The sequence below is a fragment of the Nonomuraea helvata genome (genome assembly GCF_039535785.1).
GTDB classification, from domain to species: Bacteria; Actinomycetota; Actinomycetes; order Streptosporangiales; family Streptosporangiaceae; genus Nonomuraea; species Nonomuraea helvata.
In genome coordinates, this window is the sequence record NZ_BAAAXV010000011.1 from 406,987 (window position 1) to 420,981 (window position 13,995).

Here is a 13,995-nt window from a genome sequence, read left to right on the forward strand (position 1 = left end):
ACTTTCGAAGGTAGGCGTATGCGCGTACTCATCGTGAGCGGCCACCTGGTGGACCGGCCCGGCCGGGAGCCGCCGCGCTTTCCGCAGCACCTGGTCGGCGAGGTCACGGCCGAGATGAGCGCGGTCTTCCAGGAGTGGGACATCGGGCCGGGAACGGCCGTGTTCTGCGGCGGCGCGCGTGGCGCGGACCTCATCGGCGCCGAGCTGGCGCTGCGCCGCGGCGCCTCGGTGCACCTGTTTCTGGCTCTGCCGCCCAAGGAGTTCGTACGGAGCTCGGTTGATCTGCCGGGTACGACCTGGCGCGCCCGGTTCGAGGAGCTCCGCCGCCACGCGAACGTCAGATCGCTGCCGGCGGGCGCGGCGTCGGGTGACGAGGTGTTCGCGCGGACGAACGCGTGGATGGTCGAGGAGGCCCTGGAACTCGACCCCGAGCCCAGGGCCGTCGTCGTGTGGGACGGCAAGGCAGGCGACGGGCCCGGCGGCACGTCGGATCTCGTCTCACGGCTGCGCCGCGGGCCCGGCGACCCCCGCGTCCGGATCATCGACCCCACCGCCCTGGTCCCGCGCTAGCGCCTCACCCGGAGCGCAGCCGTGACGCGTGAAAGGCCCCGGACGGCGTGCCGTCAGAGCTTGCCGAGGCCGCGGGCCAGGATGGTGGCGGTGCGGGCGAGCGCCGTGTCGTCACCGGCCTCGCCACGGGCCCGGTTGGTGTAGACCGCCATGATGATGGGGGCGGCGTCCTTGGCGGGCCAGACGACCGCGATGTCGTTCGCGCCGCCGAACTCCGAGTTCGTGCCGGTCTTGTCCCCGACCGTCCAGGTCTTGGGCAGGCCGGCGCGGATGCGGGCGTCGCCCGTCTTGGTCGCGAGCAGCCAGGCGTTGAGCTGCTCCCGGTCCTTGGCGTCGAGCGCGTTCCCGGTCGTGACCGCGCGCAGGTCGCGGGCGATGGTCGCGGGCGTGGTGGTGTCGCGCTTGTCCTTGGGCGTCCAGTCGTTCAGCTCGGTCTCCCAGCGGTCCAGGCGGGAGATCGGGTCCTTGAGCGTCCGGAAGTACCGGGTCAGCCCGGCCGGTCCGCCGAGCTGCTTGAGCACCATGTTGCCCGCGGTGTTGTCGCTCAGGGTGATGGCCGCCTCGCACAGCCGGCCGACGGTCAGCCCGTCCTTGACGTGCTTCTCGGTGGTGGGGGAGTTCGGCTTGAGCTCGTCGGCCGTCCAGTGCACGACCTTGTCCATCAGCCCCGGGTCGGAGGTGCGGGCCTTGTGCAGCACGGCCGCGCAGGCCATCGCCTTGAACGTGGACAGCAGCGGGAAACGTTCGCCCGACCGGTACGCGATCGTCTTGCCGGTGGCGGTGTCGATGGCGTACGCGCCGATGCGGCCCTTGAAGGAGACTTCCAGCGCGCGCAGCTCCTTGCGGGCCTGGGCCTCGCCGGAGAGCGCCTGCACCGAGGTCCCGGCGTGAGCCGCACCCGCCGGGAGGGCGCCGCCCGCCAGGAGGGAGATCGTCAACGTGGTCACGGCCGTGAGGCGGCGGTTGCGCATGCTCTGTCCTTACTGTCGTTCGTCAGTGGGCAAGGAGCAAAGCAGATGTGATCACATGATGTCTAATAGCGATATCGCGAATGGATCAATATCGACTCACGCATGATCCCAGGCCAGAGCCATGATGCCGGCGGCGATGAGCCCGGCGGCGTGCAGACACAGCGCGGGCACCACGCCGATCGTCCCGCCGAGCATCCCAGCCAGCACCATGCCGGTCAGCGCGGTGGCCGCCTGGGCGCTGCCCAGGATCCCGAACACGCTTCCCCGGTGGTCGTCACCCGCGACGCTCTGGGCCAGCGTGGTGAACCCGGCCATCGCGGCCGCCGCAGGCACCCCGGCCAGGCCGATCAGCACCAGCGCGGGCCAGAGCGCCGGCACCGCCAGCGGGTACGCGAACAGGGCCAGATCCATCACCCCGAACGCGACCGTCGCGCCTCCCAGAAGCACCCGCGGGGCGGCGCGACTGGGATGGAGGGCGACCACGAGCCCGCCGGCGATCCCACCCACCGCCTGCACGGACAGGAACAGCCCGTACGCGCCGCCGTCGCCCCCGAGCACACCGGAGACGAAGGGCGCCGCGAGCGTGGCGAAGATCCCCTCGCCTAGCCCTGTGATCACCATGTACGCAACCAGCAGGCGAACTCCGGTGTCCCGCGTGGCGAGACGCAGCCCGGCGATCCAGTGCCCGCCCATCGTCGCCGCGCCGGCGGGGCGTCCGGGCGTGCGGAGCGTGGCCTGGAGCAGCGCGGAGAGCAGGAAGCTCGCCACGTCGATCAGGACGACCGCGGCCAGCCCTCCGGCGCCGACGGCGACCCCGCCCAGCATCGCCCCCAGCAGGCGGGCGACCTGACCGGTCTGACCGTGCAGGGCGTTCGCCCGTACCAGCTGGGAGTCCGCCACGACCTGGGGCACGAGCGCCTTCTGCGCGGGTGCGAGCACCGTGCTCAGGACGCCGGTCGAGAGGGCGACCCCGTACACGATCCACACCTGGTCCGGCTCGCGTACGGCGAGCAGGGGCAGCAGGCCGAGCGCGAGCAGCACGTCGGTGGCGACCAGCAGCCGGCGGCGGTCCCACCGGTCGGCCAGCGCCCCGGCCACGGAGCCGAGCACCACGTCGGGCAGTCGCGAGGCCAACAGCATGATCGCGGTGGACAGTGTCGAGCCGGTGAGGCGGTAGACGTGGAAGGCCAGCCCGGTGCCGACCACCCAGTCGCCGGTCTGCGAGATCAGCCCGGCGACGAGTAACCGCCGGTAATCCCGGTTGCCGCCGAGCAGCGCCCGGATGCCGGGCCGGGTCTCAGTCACCGGAGCCGGTGGGTGGGAGGGGGACGACCACCTGGGTCAGGAGCACCGGCCGGGCGTCCTCGGGCCGTGCCGACGGGTCGTCGACGCGCGACATCAGCGGGCCCAGCAGCTCCGCGATGGCGGCGCCCACCGCCGTCAGCTCGTCCGGCGTGGCGTAGAGGTACGTGTTGCCCACGCCGCCGATCCGCCGCCAGGCCTCGGGCTCGTCGGGGCGCCGCTGCTGCCACTCCACCAGCCGCGACAGGGCCCGTTCGGCGATGACCTGCTCCAGCAGGCTCCGGGCGGCCGCCTGCTCCGGCGCTGTCGCGCCGTCGTCCCATTCCTGGACGGTCTCGGTCACCTTCCACGGCCGCTCGCGCTCGTCCCTGGCCTCGGCCTGCTCCACGAAGCCGTACTTGGCCAGTTGCCGCAGGTGGTACGAGGCCAGCGCCTGGCTGACGCCGACCTCCCGCCCGGCCTCGGCGGCGGTCATGGCGCCCGACCTGAGCAGCAGCTCGTGCAGCGCCAGCCGCACCGGATGCGCGAACGCCCGCATCGCCGCCGCGTCGTCGAGCAGCCGCCGCGGAGACCCCGAAGATTCCAAAGACATGCTTGGGATACTGAGCGACCCACGACGAAGATGTCAAGGGATCCTTTGGAATACGTTGGGTAGGGTCGAATCATGCGACTCCTCAAGAGCCGGTTCCTTCCCCTGACAGCCTTCGCCGCGTGCGTCCTGGTCGCCGGATGCGGCGAGGTCAACAACACCATCGACAAGGCCCAGGCCTGCCTCGAAGCCCCGAAGATCGTCACAGAGCTGGCCGCCCAGGTCACCAAGCTGACCGACGACCCCAAGGCCATGGACAAGGCCCTCGACGACGCCTCGGCCAAGCTCAATGACGTCGCCGACAAGGCCGCCAACACCACGCTCAAAGAGGCCTCCGACGACCTGGCCAAGACGTTGAGCAGCATCAGCGTCAAGGACGTCAACGACGCCGTGGACGCGGCCCAGAAGGTCGGCACCGAGAGCGCGGCCTACGTGGAGAAGGTGGCCAAGGCCTGCGGCAGCTGAATCCCGGCTTCTCTAGGGGAAAAGGGGACGAACTAGCGTTTGTCCCATGGAACCCGACCCGCGTTTCACCTTGGCCAACGAACGGACCTTCCTCACCTGGCTGAGCACGGCGCTGGCACTCAGCGCGGGTGGAGTGGCGATGGCGGCGGTGCCGCCGCACGTGTTCGTGCCGTGGATCCGTACTGCGCTGGCCGTCATACTCGTGACGCTCTCCGCGCTGGCCGCGGGCATGGCGTACCCGCGCTGGCGTCACATCCAGCGTGCCCTGCGCCAGCAGGCGCCGCTGCCGCCGCCCGCGCTGGCGGCCGTCTTCGGGTACGGCGTGGCGGCGGTGGCGGTGATCGCCCTGATTCTGATCATCCTGGCAGCCTGAGCGCGATCGGGATGGCGCCGGAGAAGGAGATCTGGGACAGCGGGCTGCAGAGTGAGCGGACCCGGCTGGCCTGGGTGCGCACGGCTGTGGCGCTGTGCACCGGCGGCCTCGGTGCGGCCGGCCTGTCGCTCAGGCAGGGTCTGCCCCTGCCCGCCGCCGCGGCCTTCGCGCTGGCCGCGCTCTGCGGCAGCCTGCTGCTCATCAGGACCGGGGTGCGGTGGCGCCGCGTGCAGGAGGCCCTGCACGGCGGCAGGCCCCTGGACCCCGGCCTCGACGTGTTCCTCGCCTGGCTCGGCACGCTGAGCGTGGTGGCGGGCGCCTTCACTTTTGTGTTCGTGGTTCGGTGACATGGGTTGCGATATCCGGATAAAGAGGCACAAACTCAAAAGGTAAGGGGGTGACCTCGTTGGAGGAAGAACGCAGGAACGTACCTTTCGAGTGCCGTGGTTGCTGGCACGTCTGGGAAGAGGAGTACCTCGTCAGGCACTTCAGTGATCGTCACGGGAACGAGTGCCTGATCTGGCTGTGCGGTGGGCTGCCCGTGCTGCCGCCGTCGCCGGGCGCCGTCATCTGCCCGCGCTGCGGAAGTCAGCAGGCCACGACGTTCCCGGACGGCTATCTGGCGCGCCATCCGGAGTTGATCCCGCCGGCCCACCCACCGGTGCCCGACGACGCGCCGCTGCGCAGCCCGGTCAAGTATCCGCTCTTCTATGAACGAGTAACCTGACACTTGGTGAGCATTTCATAACGGTAAGTGTCATACAGCCCCGTCTTGCGGGGCTGCGGGACCCGGCGGACACTCAGGATCGGACGGCGAACTGAAGCCGGGGGTGGTCCTGTGACCGATGGGTTCGAGACCCGCGAGGCGTGGCCTTTCGAATGCCTGCGTTGCCTGTACGTCTGGGAAGAGGATTTCGTCGTCAGACACCTCACCGACGTCCACGGCAACGACGTAGAGATCTGGCTCAGCTCAGGAGTGGCGGTGCAGCCGCCCTGGTCGGGCACCTGCTGCCCGCACTGCGGGGCGTACCGCGTCACGTCCTTCCCCTCGGGGTACCTGGCGCGACATCCGGAGCTCGTCCCCGACCCCGCGCCGGAGCCCGCGCCGGTCTTCGCGCCGGCGGCCGGGCGGCCGGGCAGGGTGTCCGCGGCGCGGACGAACCTGCCCGGCCGGTTATTAGTCGCGCTCGGGGTGCCGCTGGCGATGTTCGTCGGTTATGAGCTGTACGCGAACACCGTGGCCGTGGCGCACCACCACTAGGGTGCTCAGCTGAGACTCTCCAGCCAAGCCCGGTGCAGCGCGGCGAACCGGCCCGAGGCGGCGACGAGCTGGTCCGGCGGCCCGTCCTCCACGATCTCGCCCCGGTCCATCACCAGCACCCGGTCGGCGATCTCCACCGTCGAGAGCCGGTGCGCGATGATCAGCGCCGTCCGGTCGGCCAGGATCGTCCGGAGCGCGCGCTGCACCAGCCGCTCGCTCGGCACGTCGAGGCTCGAGGTGGCCTCGTCCAGGATCAGCACGGCCGGATCGGCGAGGAAGGCCCTGGCGAAGGCGACGAGCTGGCGCTGACCGGCCGACATGCGGCCGCCGCGCTTGCCCACCTCGGTGTCGTAGCCGTCGGGCAGGCCGGAGATGAAGTCGTGCGCGCCGATCGCCTTGGCCGCCTCGCGTATCTCCCGGTCGGTGGCGTCCGGCCGGCCGAACCTGATGTTGTCGGCGACCGTACCGCTGAACAGGAAGTTCTCCTGCGTCACCATGACCACGGCCTGGCGCAGCGTCGGCTCGTCCAGCGTGCGCAGATCGACGCCGTCGAGCAGCACGCGGCCGTCGGTGGGGTCGTAGAAGCGGGAGATCAGCTTGGCCAGCGTCGTCTTGCCCGCGCCCGTCGCCCCGACCAGCGCCACGCTCTGCCCGGCCGGGACGGTCAGGTCGAGGCGCGGCAGGATCGGCATCTCCTCGACGTAGGCGAACCTGACGCCCTCGAAGCGCACCTTGCCGCGCGCCCTGCCCTGCGGCAGCGCCGCGGGCTTGCGCGGCTCCGGCACGGAGGGCTCCTCCTCCAGCACGCCCGACAGCTTCTCCAACGCCGCGCCGGCGGACTGGAGCGTGTTGTAGAACTGGCTGATCTCCTGCATCGGCTCGTAGAACTGCCGCAGGTACAGCAGGAACGCGGCCAGCACGCCGACCGTGACCTCCTGGTTGAAGGCCAGGTAGCCGCCGTAGATGAGCACGCCGCCGACCGTCATGTTGCCGATCAGCTTGATCCCGGGCATGAAGACCGCGATGAGCTGCATGCTCCGGGCGTTCGCGTCGCGGTAGTCGTCGTTGAGCTGCTGGAAGATCTCCTGGTTACGCGGCTCCCTGCGGAAGGCCTGCACCGCGCGGATGCCGGTCATCGACTCCACGAAGTGCACGATCACCAGGGCCACCGTCTCCCGCGTACGCCGGTAGACGATCGCCGACTGCCGCCGGAACCACCTGGTGAACAGCAGCAGCAGCGGCAGCGGGATCAGCGCCACCAGGCCCAGGTGGACGTCCAGCACCAGCAGCAGCGCCGCCGTGCCGAACATCGTCAGCACCGCCGTCACCAGCCCGTCGAAGCCCGACTGGAGCAGCTCGGCGATGGCCTCGATGTCGGAGGTGAGCCGGGAGATGACCCGGCCGGAGGTGTACTTCTCGTGGAAGCTCAGCGACAGCCGCTGGAAGTGGTCGAACACCCTCCTGCGCAGCTCCAGCAGGATGCTCTGGCCGATCTTTCCCGACAGCCGCAGGAACGCCTGCCTGGTCAGCGCCTGGGTCACCGCGGCGGCCAGGATGACCCCGACCACCGTCAGCAGCGTGGCGGGGCCGCTGCCGCGCAGCATCGGCGGGATGCCCGCGTCGATGCCCACCTTGACCAGGTAGGGGATCGCGAGCCCCGCGAGATTGGAGACGACGATGATCGCCGTCAGCAGCGCGATCTGCTTCCGGTACGGCGAGAGCAGGTCGCCCAGCAGCCTGCGGGAACGTTCCCGCAGCAGCACGGAGACCTTCTCCGACAGCTCGTCCTGGTCCTCGGAGGCGACGCCGCGCCAGTCGGTCGTGGTGGCGGTCAACGCAGCGCTCCTTCCGTGGAGTCGAAGTCGGCGTCCTGCGCGAGCAGCTCGCGGTATTCGGGCACCTCGGTCAGCAGCTCGTTGTGGTGGCCGACGTGCGTGATCGTGCCGTCGCGCAGCAGCGCCACCTTGTCGGCGAGCAGCACGGTGGAGGCCCGGTGGGCCACCACGATGCCGGTGGCGTCACGCAGCACGTGGCGCAGCGCCTCCTCCACCAGCGCCTCGGTCTCGACGTCGAGCGCGGACAGGGTGTCGTCGAGCACGAGGATCCGCGGCTTGCTCAGCACGGCCCTGGCCAGGGCGAGCCGCTGACGCTGGCCGCCGGAGAGCGACAGGCCCTGCTCGCCGATGCGGGTGTCGAGGCCCCACGGCAGGTCGTACACGAACATCGCCTGCGCGGTCTGGATGGCCGCGGCCAGCTCCTCCTCGGTGGCGTCGAGCCGGCCGAGGGTGAGGTTCTCGCGCACGCTCATCGAGAACAGCGTGGGCTCCTCGAACGCGGTGGCCACCACCGAGCGCAGGGTGGGCAGGGTCAGGTCGCGCACGTCGTGGCCGTCGATCGTGACGCGCCCCTCGGTGGGGTCGATCAGCCGGGGCACCAGCGCGGTCAGCGTGGTCTTGCCCGAGCCGGTCGCGCCCACGATGGCGACCGTCTCACCGGGCCGCACGTCCAGCCAGACGTCGCGCAGCACCGGCTGCTCGGAGCCGGGGAAGTGGAACCCGACGCCCTCGAAGCGCAGGTGGCCGCGCGGCCTGTCGACGGTCTCGGCGCCGCCCTCGATGGACGGCACGGTGTCCATGACCTCCATGACCCGGTCGGCGGAGGTCATGGCCTCCTGTGCCATGGCCAGGATGTAGCCGAGGCTCGCGATCGGCCAGACCAGCTGCAGCATCAGCGTCGTGAACGCGACCAGCCCGCCCAGCGTGAGATCCCCGGACCCGACGGCCAGCGCACCGAGCAGCAGCACCAGGGCGAGCGTGATGTTGGGGATGACCTCGAGGAAGGCGAAGAACTTCGCCGACAGGCGCACCTTGTCCATCGAGGTGCCGTAGACCTTCAGCGCGGCGTCGTCGTAGGTGTCGTAGACGTGGTGACGGCGGCCGAACGCCTTGATCGTCCGGATGCCGATGGCCGACTCCTCGACGAGCGTGGCGAGGTCGCCCTGCTCGTCCTGGACCTGGCGGGAGACCTTGATGTAGCGCTTCTCGAAGCGGAGGGAGGTCCACACGATCGGCACGGCCGAGGCCGCGACGAGCAGGCCCAGCGGCCAGTACTTGTTCAGCAGCAGCACGGTCACCGTGATCAGCTGGAGCACGTTCATGACCAGGAAGAGCATGCCGAAGCCGAGGAAGCGGCGGATGGTGGACAGGTCGGTCGTGGCCCGCGACAGCAACTGGCCGGACTGCCAGTCGCCGTGGAATCCCATCGGCAGGCGCTGCAGGTGTTCGTAGAGGTCGTCTCGGATGCGGGTCTCGAGCCCCAGCACGGGCGTGATCTGCGACCAGCGCCTGAAGAAGATCAGGAACGCTTCGAGGGCGCCCACGCCGAGCGCCAGCAGCCCGAGCGGGAGTAATGCTCCGTGATCGCCATGGAGGATCGGGCCGTCGATGACCTTCTCGCTGACGAGGGGCATGGAGATCCCGGCGGCGATCGTGACGACGGCGACCAGCCAGATGAGGATCAGCCTGACGGCGTACGGGCGGAGGTAGGACTTCATCCGCCACAGGGAGTTGGAGGAGAGCAGGGGACGGCGAGGTATGCGCGTATCGGGAGGCATCCCATCTAGGCTAATACGTGGGATCAACCGATTTTCAGTAGCCTCGGCGCGAGGTTTCCTCTCCGTGACGTGCGGAAATAGTGAAACATCATGAATTTTCGGAGGACCGCTACCTTCGTTGTGATGTGTGCAGGAATCTTCTTTGTCCTGCTCGACGTCACGATTGTGAACGTGGCCCTGCCCGCCATCGGACGCGGCACGGGGGCCCCACACCTCGCCGACCTCCAGTGGGTGGTCGACGCCCCTACTGCTGCGCGGCCGTGCTCACCTTCGCCACCTCTAGAATGAGTGCCTCATGATCACGGAATCGGAGATGCCGCACCTGCGGCGCTGTGTCGAACTGGCCACTCAGGCGCTGGAAGTAGGGGACGAGCCGTTCGGCTCGGTGCTGGTCTCGGGCGACGGGACCGTCCTGGCCGAGGACCACAACCGGGTGGCCTCCGGCGACAACACCCAGCACCCCGAGTTCGCCCTGGCCCGCTGGTCGGCCGCGCACCTGACGCCTGCCGAGCGGGCGGCCGCCACCGTCTACACCTCGGGCGAGCACTGCCCGATGTGCGCCGCCGCCCACGCCTGGGTGGGGCTGGGCCGCATCGTGTACGTGTCGTCGTCGGAGCAGCTCGCCTCGTGGCTGTCGGAGCTCGGCGCGCCGCAGCCGCCCGTACGCACGCTCCCGATCAACGAGGTCGCCCCCGGCGTGTTGGTCGAGGGCCCGGTGCCGGAGCTGGCCGAGGAGGTGCGCGAGCTGCACCGCCGCAGCTTCCTCAGCTGACGGCGTATGCCGTTTTACCTGGGGTTTGTTCGGTCCGTGACACAGTACGGACCATGGTGTTCGGCCGCTCCATCAGGGCCCGGATGACCATCGCGACGGTGGTGGTGTTCGGCGCCGTCGTCTTCGCGCAGGTGCTGGCGATCTCGCTGACGTACCCGGTGCGGGCGCGGGCCGACCTCGTCGACCAGGCCGACGAGGCCAGCCGCCACCTCGCCGGCGTCATCGGCGAGCACCGGTTCACCGGCCCGATCCCGCCCATGAAGGGCGTGGTCACCATGCAGGTCGTGGACCGCGGCGGACACGTGCTCGCCGCCAACGCGGCGCTCGCCGGCCGGCCGCCCGTCACCCGGGCCTGGCCCACCGGTCACGACATGCGGGTCCAGGCCAGGGTGTGCCCGCCCGGCGGATGCATGGTCGTGGTGGGGACACGCAACTCCGCCAGCGTGTACGGGTCCGTGGTCGCCTACGCCGCCATGCGCGAGCCGTTCCTGCTGCGCTCGCCGTTCCTGCCTGTGCTGCTGTCCGGCTCGGCGGCGGTGATCGTGGCGCTGCTGGGATGGGGCGCCTGGTACGGGACCGGTCGCGTGCTGGCCCCCGTGGAGCGGATCAGGTCAGGACTGGAACGCATCAGCGGCCAGGACCTGAGCCGGCGCGTCGACGTGCCCGACACGCAGGATGAGGTCGCCCAGCTGGCCGTCACGGTCAACGACACCCTGGCGCGGCTGGAGGACGCCGTGGAACGCAACCGGCACTTCGTCTCGGACGCCTCCCACGAGCTGCGCTCGCCGATCACGGCCCTCATGGTCCGGCTGGAGGCGGGGATGGCGTACCCGGACGCGGCCGACTGGCAGGCGGCGTACGACGACGCGCAGCGGCTGTCGGACATCGTGCACGACCTGCTGCTGATGGCCCGGCTGGACGCGGGGGCGGAGACGGCCAAAGAGCGGTTCGATCTGGGGGTGCTGGTCGAGGAGGAGGTCGCGCGGCGTCCCTCGCGGCTCCCACTGACCATGGACGTGGAGCCGGAGCTCTTCGTCCGGGGGAACCGGCTGCGGCTATGCCGAGTGCTGACCAACCTCCTGGCCAACGCCGACCGGTACGGCGACACCCGGGTGTGGGTCTCCGCTCGGGGCGAAGGGAACCAGGCCGTGGTGGAGGTGCGGGACGACGGGCCGGGCATACCCGTGGAGATGCGGGAGCGGGTGTTCGAGCGGTTCACCCGGCTCGACCAGACCCGGTCGCGCGACAGCGGGGGGAGCGGGCTGGGGCTCCCGATCGCCCGCGACATCGCCAGAGCCCACGGGGGGACGCTGGAGATCGGGGACGGCGGACCGCAGACCCGGCTCGTCCTGCGCCTGCCTCGCGACTAGGGGATCAGGAGCTGCCCAGCTCGACGGTCTCCGCCACCTCGGCGTGCCGCTCGGCCTCCTCCTGCGCGAACCGCTCCGCGTCCAGCTTGTCGGCGATCTCCTCGTCCTGCCGCATCAGCGCCTCCAGGGACTGGCCGGCCATCTCCAGCACGCCCATCTCCGCGTACGCCTGCTGCAACCGAGGGCTCCACAGCCCGATGTCCTTCACGCACGGCACGATCCGGCTGAACAGCAGCGACCGGAACAGCTTCAGGTAGTCCGAGTGCTCCGTGGCCTCCATGGCCTCCTCGACCTCGGGCTTCGACAGGCCCAGATTCTCCCAGGTCTCGCGGCCCCGCAGCCGGTCGCGCATCAGGTAGCACCCCTCGATGACGAAGTCCTCGCGCTCGCGCCGCTCGCCCTCCGACAGGTTGCGGTAATAGTCGCGCAGCGCCATCCGGCCGAACGCCACGTGCCTCGCCTCGTCCTGCATCACGTACGCGAGGATCTGCTTGGGCAGCGGCTTGGTCGTGATGTCGCGCATCACCCCGAACGCCGCCAGCGCCAGCCCCTCGATCAGCACCTGCATGCCGAGATAGGGCATGTCCCAGCGCGAGTCGCTCAGCGTGCTGTCGAGCAGGGCCTTGAGGTGCTCGTTGATCGGGTAGGCCAGGCCCACCTTCTCCTGGAGGAAGCGCGCGTACGTCTCGGCGTGGCGGGCCTCGTCCATCGTCTGCGTGGCCGCGTAGAACTTCGAGTCGAGGTCGGGGACCGACTCCACGATCTTGGCCGAGCAGATCATCGCACCCTGCTCGCCGTGCAGGAACTGGGAGAACTGCCACGCCGCGCCGTGCCGCCGTACCTCTTTACGGGTCTGCTCGCTCATCCGCTCCCAGAGCGGGGTGCCGTAGATCGCGATGGTCTGGTCGGGGATGCCGAGCACGTCGTACGGATCGACCTCGATGTCCCAGTCGATGCGTTTGGTCGAGTCCCACTGCTTGTCCTTGCCCTTCTGGTACAGGGCCAGCATCCGATCCCTGCCGTCGTCGTACTCCCAGGTGAACCGGCTCGCGCCGGACATCTCGACGTCCCAGGTGGAGAGCTCTGTGGGGATGGTGTAGAGATCGTGCGTCGACATCGGACCTCCGAGGGGGGGTTACGTACACCGTACGTCCACGCTGTGAGACTTGCACGTACGCCGTACGTGCGTCAATACAATGGAGCATGCCCACGGAGCCACTGTCGCGGGGCCGCATCGTCGCCGCGGCCATCGACCTCATCGAACGCGAGGGCGCCGACGCGGTCTCCATGCGGCGCATCGCGGCCGAGCTCGGCGTCGGCGTGATGTCCCTCTACAACCACGTGCCCAACAAGGACGCCCTGCTCAACGGGGTGGCCGAGGCGGTGCTGAGCGAGATCGAGTTCACCGACGACCCCGACGCCCACTGGAGCGATCGGGTGCGCACGCAGGCGCGGGCGTTCCGGCAGATCGCGCACGACCACCCTCGCTCCACCATGCTCGTGGTCAGCCGCCAGCTCCACTCCACGGCCGGGCTGCTGCCGGTCGAGCGGGCGCTCGCGACGCTGCGCAGCGCCGGGTTCGACGGGGCCGACGCGGTCAGGATGCTGCGGATGTTCATCGCGTACATCGTGGGCTCGCTGCTGCGGGAGGTCGGGGTGACGCCCACGTTCGCGCCTGTCCACAACCGTCTGGTCAAGGCCGAGAGTGTCGATCCGGCGCTCTTCCCCGAGGTCAGTGCGCTGGCGCCGCTGCTGGACCAGTGTGACCACGAGGCGGAGTTCGAGTTCGGGCTCGAGCTGCTGATCCAGGCGATCTCGGTGCACGCGGCGCGCCGGGAGGGCACGCGGTAGCGGCTCTCAATACACGAACGGGACGAGCCTGGCGGCGCGGCGCCCCACGCCCGCCAGGCCCAGCACGATGATCAGCACGATGGCCAGGGTGTACGCGGCGACCAGCAGCAGCGTGCTGCCCCGGTCGGTGTCGCCGCCACCACTCGGGTGGTCGGTACGGCGGCGGAGCGCGGTCTCGTAGCCCAGCCACAGGAGGAGGCCGGCGAGGGCGAGCCAGTTGGTGATCGGCACAGCGCCATCCTCGCCCAGGACTCCGGGCGGTGGTCAAGCAGGTTCGGCCTCAGCGCAAACAGGGAGGGCAACCGGCGGGCGTTCGCCCCGGTTGCCCTCCAGCTATCGTGCTCAGTACCAGTTGTGCGATCTCCAATGTCCCCAGGCGCCGCAAGGCCTGCCGTACCTCCCCTTGATGTAGGCGAGTCCCCACCGGATCTGCGTCTCCGGGTTGGACTTCCAGTCGCTGCCGGCGCCTCGCATCTTGCCCCCGGGCAGTGCCTGCGGGATGCCGTACGCGCCGGACGAGCGGTTATATGCGTGGTGGTTCCAGCCACTTTCCCTGGTCCACAGGTTGTCCAGGCAGCGGAACTCCTGAAGGTTCCACGATCGCTGGACCACCTGGTCCAGCGCGATCCTCTTGTTCCTGTTGGGCATCGCCACCGGGATCTTGGGCTTAGCCGATGTCGTCCACGTCTTGGTCCTGACCACGGGCGGGCGCTTGGCCCAGGCTGCCGGGGTGTCGATCACGTTGATCGCGGTGAACGTGGTGACGAAGATGAGTGTGCCACTGAGGGCGCGTTTGCTGTCCAAGTCGATCCTAGCTATCGGGTCGCGTGCGGACAGGCCCGCATTCCAGCGGCGCCC

General features: G+C 69.9%; 17 protein-coding genes. 9 read left to right on the forward strand and 8 right to left on the reverse strand.

The annotated features are described in order from the left end of the window. The first annotated feature begins 18 nt into the window (after positions 1 to 18). Complete coding sequence (locus ABD830_RS49870) at positions 19 to 570, forward strand: hypothetical protein (protein WP_345002629.1); 552 nt, start codon at positions 19 to 21, stop codon at positions 568 to 570. 53 nt (positions 571 to 623) lie between these two features. On the opposite strand, the gene bla is transcribed toward ABD830_RS49870, so the two are convergent. The 3 genes from bla to ABD830_RS49885 all read right to left on the reverse strand — a co-directional run bounded on the left by bla (position 624) and on the right by ABD830_RS49885 (position 3,435). Then, positions 624 to 1,541 carry a class A beta-lactamase gene (gene bla / locus ABD830_RS49875; protein WP_345002630.1) on the reverse strand — a complete coding sequence of 306 codons (918 nt, stop codon included), beginning with the start codon at positions 1,539 to 1,541 and terminating at the stop codon, positions 624 to 626. 96 nt (positions 1,542 to 1,637) lie between these two features. Next, a complete protein-coding gene (locus tag ABD830_RS49880) occupies positions 1,638 to 2,846 on the reverse strand; it encodes an MFS transporter (RefSeq protein ID WP_345002631.1) in 1,209 nt (402 codons plus the stop codon). Continuing rightward, positions 2,839 to 3,435, reverse strand: a complete 597-nt coding sequence (locus ABD830_RS49885) for an ArsR/SmtB family transcription factor (protein ID WP_345002632.1) — start codon at positions 3,433 to 3,435, stop codon at positions 2,839 to 2,841. Before ABD830_RS49885 ends, ABD830_RS49880 begins: the two co-directional genes overlap by 8 nt. 72 nt (positions 3,436 to 3,507) lie before the next feature. On the opposite strand from ABD830_RS49885, the gene ABD830_RS49890 reads away from it, so the two are divergent. The 5 genes from ABD830_RS49890 to ABD830_RS49910 all read left to right on the forward strand — a co-directional run bounded on the left by ABD830_RS49890 (position 3,508) and on the right by ABD830_RS49910 (position 5,531). Next, positions 3,508 to 3,897, forward strand: a complete 390-nt coding sequence (locus tag ABD830_RS49890) for a hypothetical protein (protein ID WP_345002633.1) — start codon at positions 3,508 to 3,510, stop codon at positions 3,895 to 3,897. 46 nt (positions 3,898 to 3,943) lie between these two features. Further along, positions 3,944 to 4,270 (forward strand): YidH family protein, encoded by a 327-nt coding sequence (locus ABD830_RS49895; protein ID WP_345002634.1) that lies wholly within the window; start codon positions 3,944 to 3,946, stop codon positions 4,268 to 4,270. An 11-nt stretch (positions 4,271 to 4,281) separates the two neighbouring features. Further along, a complete protein-coding gene (locus ABD830_RS49900; RefSeq protein WP_345002636.1) occupies positions 4,282 to 4,617 on the forward strand; it encodes a DUF202 domain-containing protein in 336 nt (111 codons plus the stop codon). A 50-nt stretch (positions 4,618 to 4,667) separates the two neighbouring features. Beyond that, positions 4,668 to 4,997 (forward strand): hypothetical protein, encoded by a 330-nt coding sequence (locus ABD830_RS49905; RefSeq protein WP_345002638.1) that lies wholly within the window; start codon positions 4,668 to 4,670, stop codon positions 4,995 to 4,997. Between the two features lie 111 nt (positions 4,998 to 5,108). After that, complete coding sequence (locus ABD830_RS49910) at positions 5,109 to 5,531, forward strand: hypothetical protein (protein WP_345002639.1); 423 nt, start codon at positions 5,109 to 5,111, stop codon at positions 5,529 to 5,531. A gap of 5 nt (positions 5,532 to 5,536) precedes the next feature. Here ABD830_RS49910 and ABD830_RS49915 read toward each other — a convergent pair whose 3' ends face one another. After that, the gene (locus ABD830_RS49915; protein ID WP_345002640.1) at positions 5,537 to 7,366 is read right to left on the reverse strand and encodes an ABC transporter ATP-binding protein; all 1,830 of its coding nucleotides are present in this window, start codon (positions 7,364 to 7,366) and stop codon (positions 5,537 to 5,539) included. Continuing rightward, on the reverse strand, positions 7,363 to 9,144 hold the full coding sequence (locus ABD830_RS49920) for an ABC transporter ATP-binding protein (protein ID WP_345002641.1): 1,782 nt from the start codon (positions 9,142 to 9,144) through the stop codon (positions 7,363 to 7,365). The genes ABD830_RS49915 and ABD830_RS49920 overlap by 4 nt, the downstream gene beginning before the upstream one ends. A 295-nt stretch (positions 9,145 to 9,439) precedes the next feature. Between ABD830_RS49920 and ABD830_RS49925 the strand changes: the two genes are divergently transcribed. Next, on the forward strand, positions 9,440 to 9,916 hold the full coding sequence (locus tag ABD830_RS49925; protein ID WP_345002642.1) for a nucleoside deaminase: 477 nt from the start codon (positions 9,440 to 9,442) through the stop codon (positions 9,914 to 9,916). Between the two features lie 53 nt (positions 9,917 to 9,969). Further along, positions 9,970 to 11,286 carry a sensor histidine kinase gene (locus ABD830_RS49930; RefSeq protein ID WP_345002643.1) on the forward strand — a complete coding sequence of 439 codons (1,317 nt, stop codon included), beginning with the start codon at positions 9,970 to 9,972 and terminating at the stop codon, positions 11,284 to 11,286. A 4-nt stretch (positions 11,287 to 11,290) separates the two neighbouring features. Here the strand turns inward: ABD830_RS49930 and ABD830_RS49935 are convergent, their stop codons facing one another. After that, positions 11,291 to 12,403: a ferritin-like domain-containing protein gene (locus ABD830_RS49935; protein WP_345002644.1), complete on the reverse strand. Its 1,113-nt coding sequence runs from the start codon at positions 12,401 to 12,403 to the stop codon at positions 11,291 to 11,293. 86 nt (positions 12,404 to 12,489) lie between these two features. Here ABD830_RS49935 and ABD830_RS49940 point away from each other — a divergent pair, with 86 nt between their 5' ends. Then, positions 12,490 to 13,137: a TetR/AcrR family transcriptional regulator gene (locus ABD830_RS49940; RefSeq protein ID WP_345002645.1), complete on the forward strand. Its 648-nt coding sequence runs from the start codon at positions 12,490 to 12,492 to the stop codon at positions 13,135 to 13,137. Positions 13,138 to 13,143: 6 nt separating this feature from the next. Here ABD830_RS49940 and ABD830_RS49945 read toward each other — a convergent pair whose 3' ends face one another. Continuing rightward, positions 13,144 to 13,368 carry a hypothetical protein gene (locus ABD830_RS49945; protein WP_345002646.1) on the reverse strand — a complete coding sequence of 75 codons (225 nt, stop codon included), beginning with the start codon at positions 13,366 to 13,368 and terminating at the stop codon, positions 13,144 to 13,146. Positions 13,369 to 13,479: 111 nt separating this feature from the next. Then, positions 13,480 to 13,941 (reverse strand): aggregation-promoting factor C-terminal-like domain-containing protein, encoded by a 462-nt coding sequence (locus ABD830_RS49950; RefSeq protein ID WP_345002647.1) that lies wholly within the window; start codon positions 13,939 to 13,941, stop codon positions 13,480 to 13,482. Between the last annotated feature and the right edge of the window lie 54 nt (positions 13,942 to 13,995).

What these genes read in the sequence shown, in the direction of transcription:
- ABD830_RS49870 (WP_345002629.1), top strand. Translation starts at nt 19, where the DNA reads ATGCGCGTACTCATCGTGAGCGGCCACCTGGTGGACCGGCCCGGCCGG.
- bla (WP_345002630.1), bottom strand. Translation starts at nt 1,541, where the DNA reads ATGCGCAACCGCCGCCTCACGGCCGTGACCACGTTGACGATCTCCCTC.
- ABD830_RS49885 (WP_345002632.1), bottom strand. Translation starts at nt 3,435, where the DNA reads ATGTCTTTGGAATCTTCGGGGTCTCCGCGGCGGCTGCTCGACGACGCG.
- ABD830_RS49890 (WP_345002633.1), top strand. Translation starts at nt 3,508, where the DNA reads ATGCGACTCCTCAAGAGCCGGTTCCTTCCCCTGACAGCCTTCGCCGCG.
- ABD830_RS49895 (WP_345002634.1), top strand. Translation starts at nt 3,944, where the DNA reads ATGGAACCCGACCCGCGTTTCACCTTGGCCAACGAACGGACCTTCCTC.
- ABD830_RS49900 (WP_345002636.1), top strand. Translation starts at nt 4,282, where the DNA reads ATGGCGCCGGAGAAGGAGATCTGGGACAGCGGGCTGCAGAGTGAGCGG.
- ABD830_RS49920 (WP_345002641.1), bottom strand. Translation starts at nt 9,144, where the DNA reads ATGCCTCCCGATACGCGCATACCTCGCCGTCCCCTGCTCTCCTCCAAC.
- ABD830_RS49925 (WP_345002642.1), top strand. Translation starts at nt 9,440, where the DNA reads ATGATCACGGAATCGGAGATGCCGCACCTGCGGCGCTGTGTCGAACTG.
- ABD830_RS49930 (WP_345002643.1), top strand. Translation starts at nt 9,970, where the DNA reads ATGGTGTTCGGCCGCTCCATCAGGGCCCGGATGACCATCGCGACGGTG.
- ABD830_RS49935 (WP_345002644.1), bottom strand. Translation starts at nt 12,403, where the DNA reads ATGTCGACGCACGATCTCTACACCATCCCCACAGAGCTCTCCACCTGG.
- ABD830_RS49940 (WP_345002645.1), top strand. Translation starts at nt 12,490, where the DNA reads ATGCCCACGGAGCCACTGTCGCGGGGCCGCATCGTCGCCGCGGCCATC.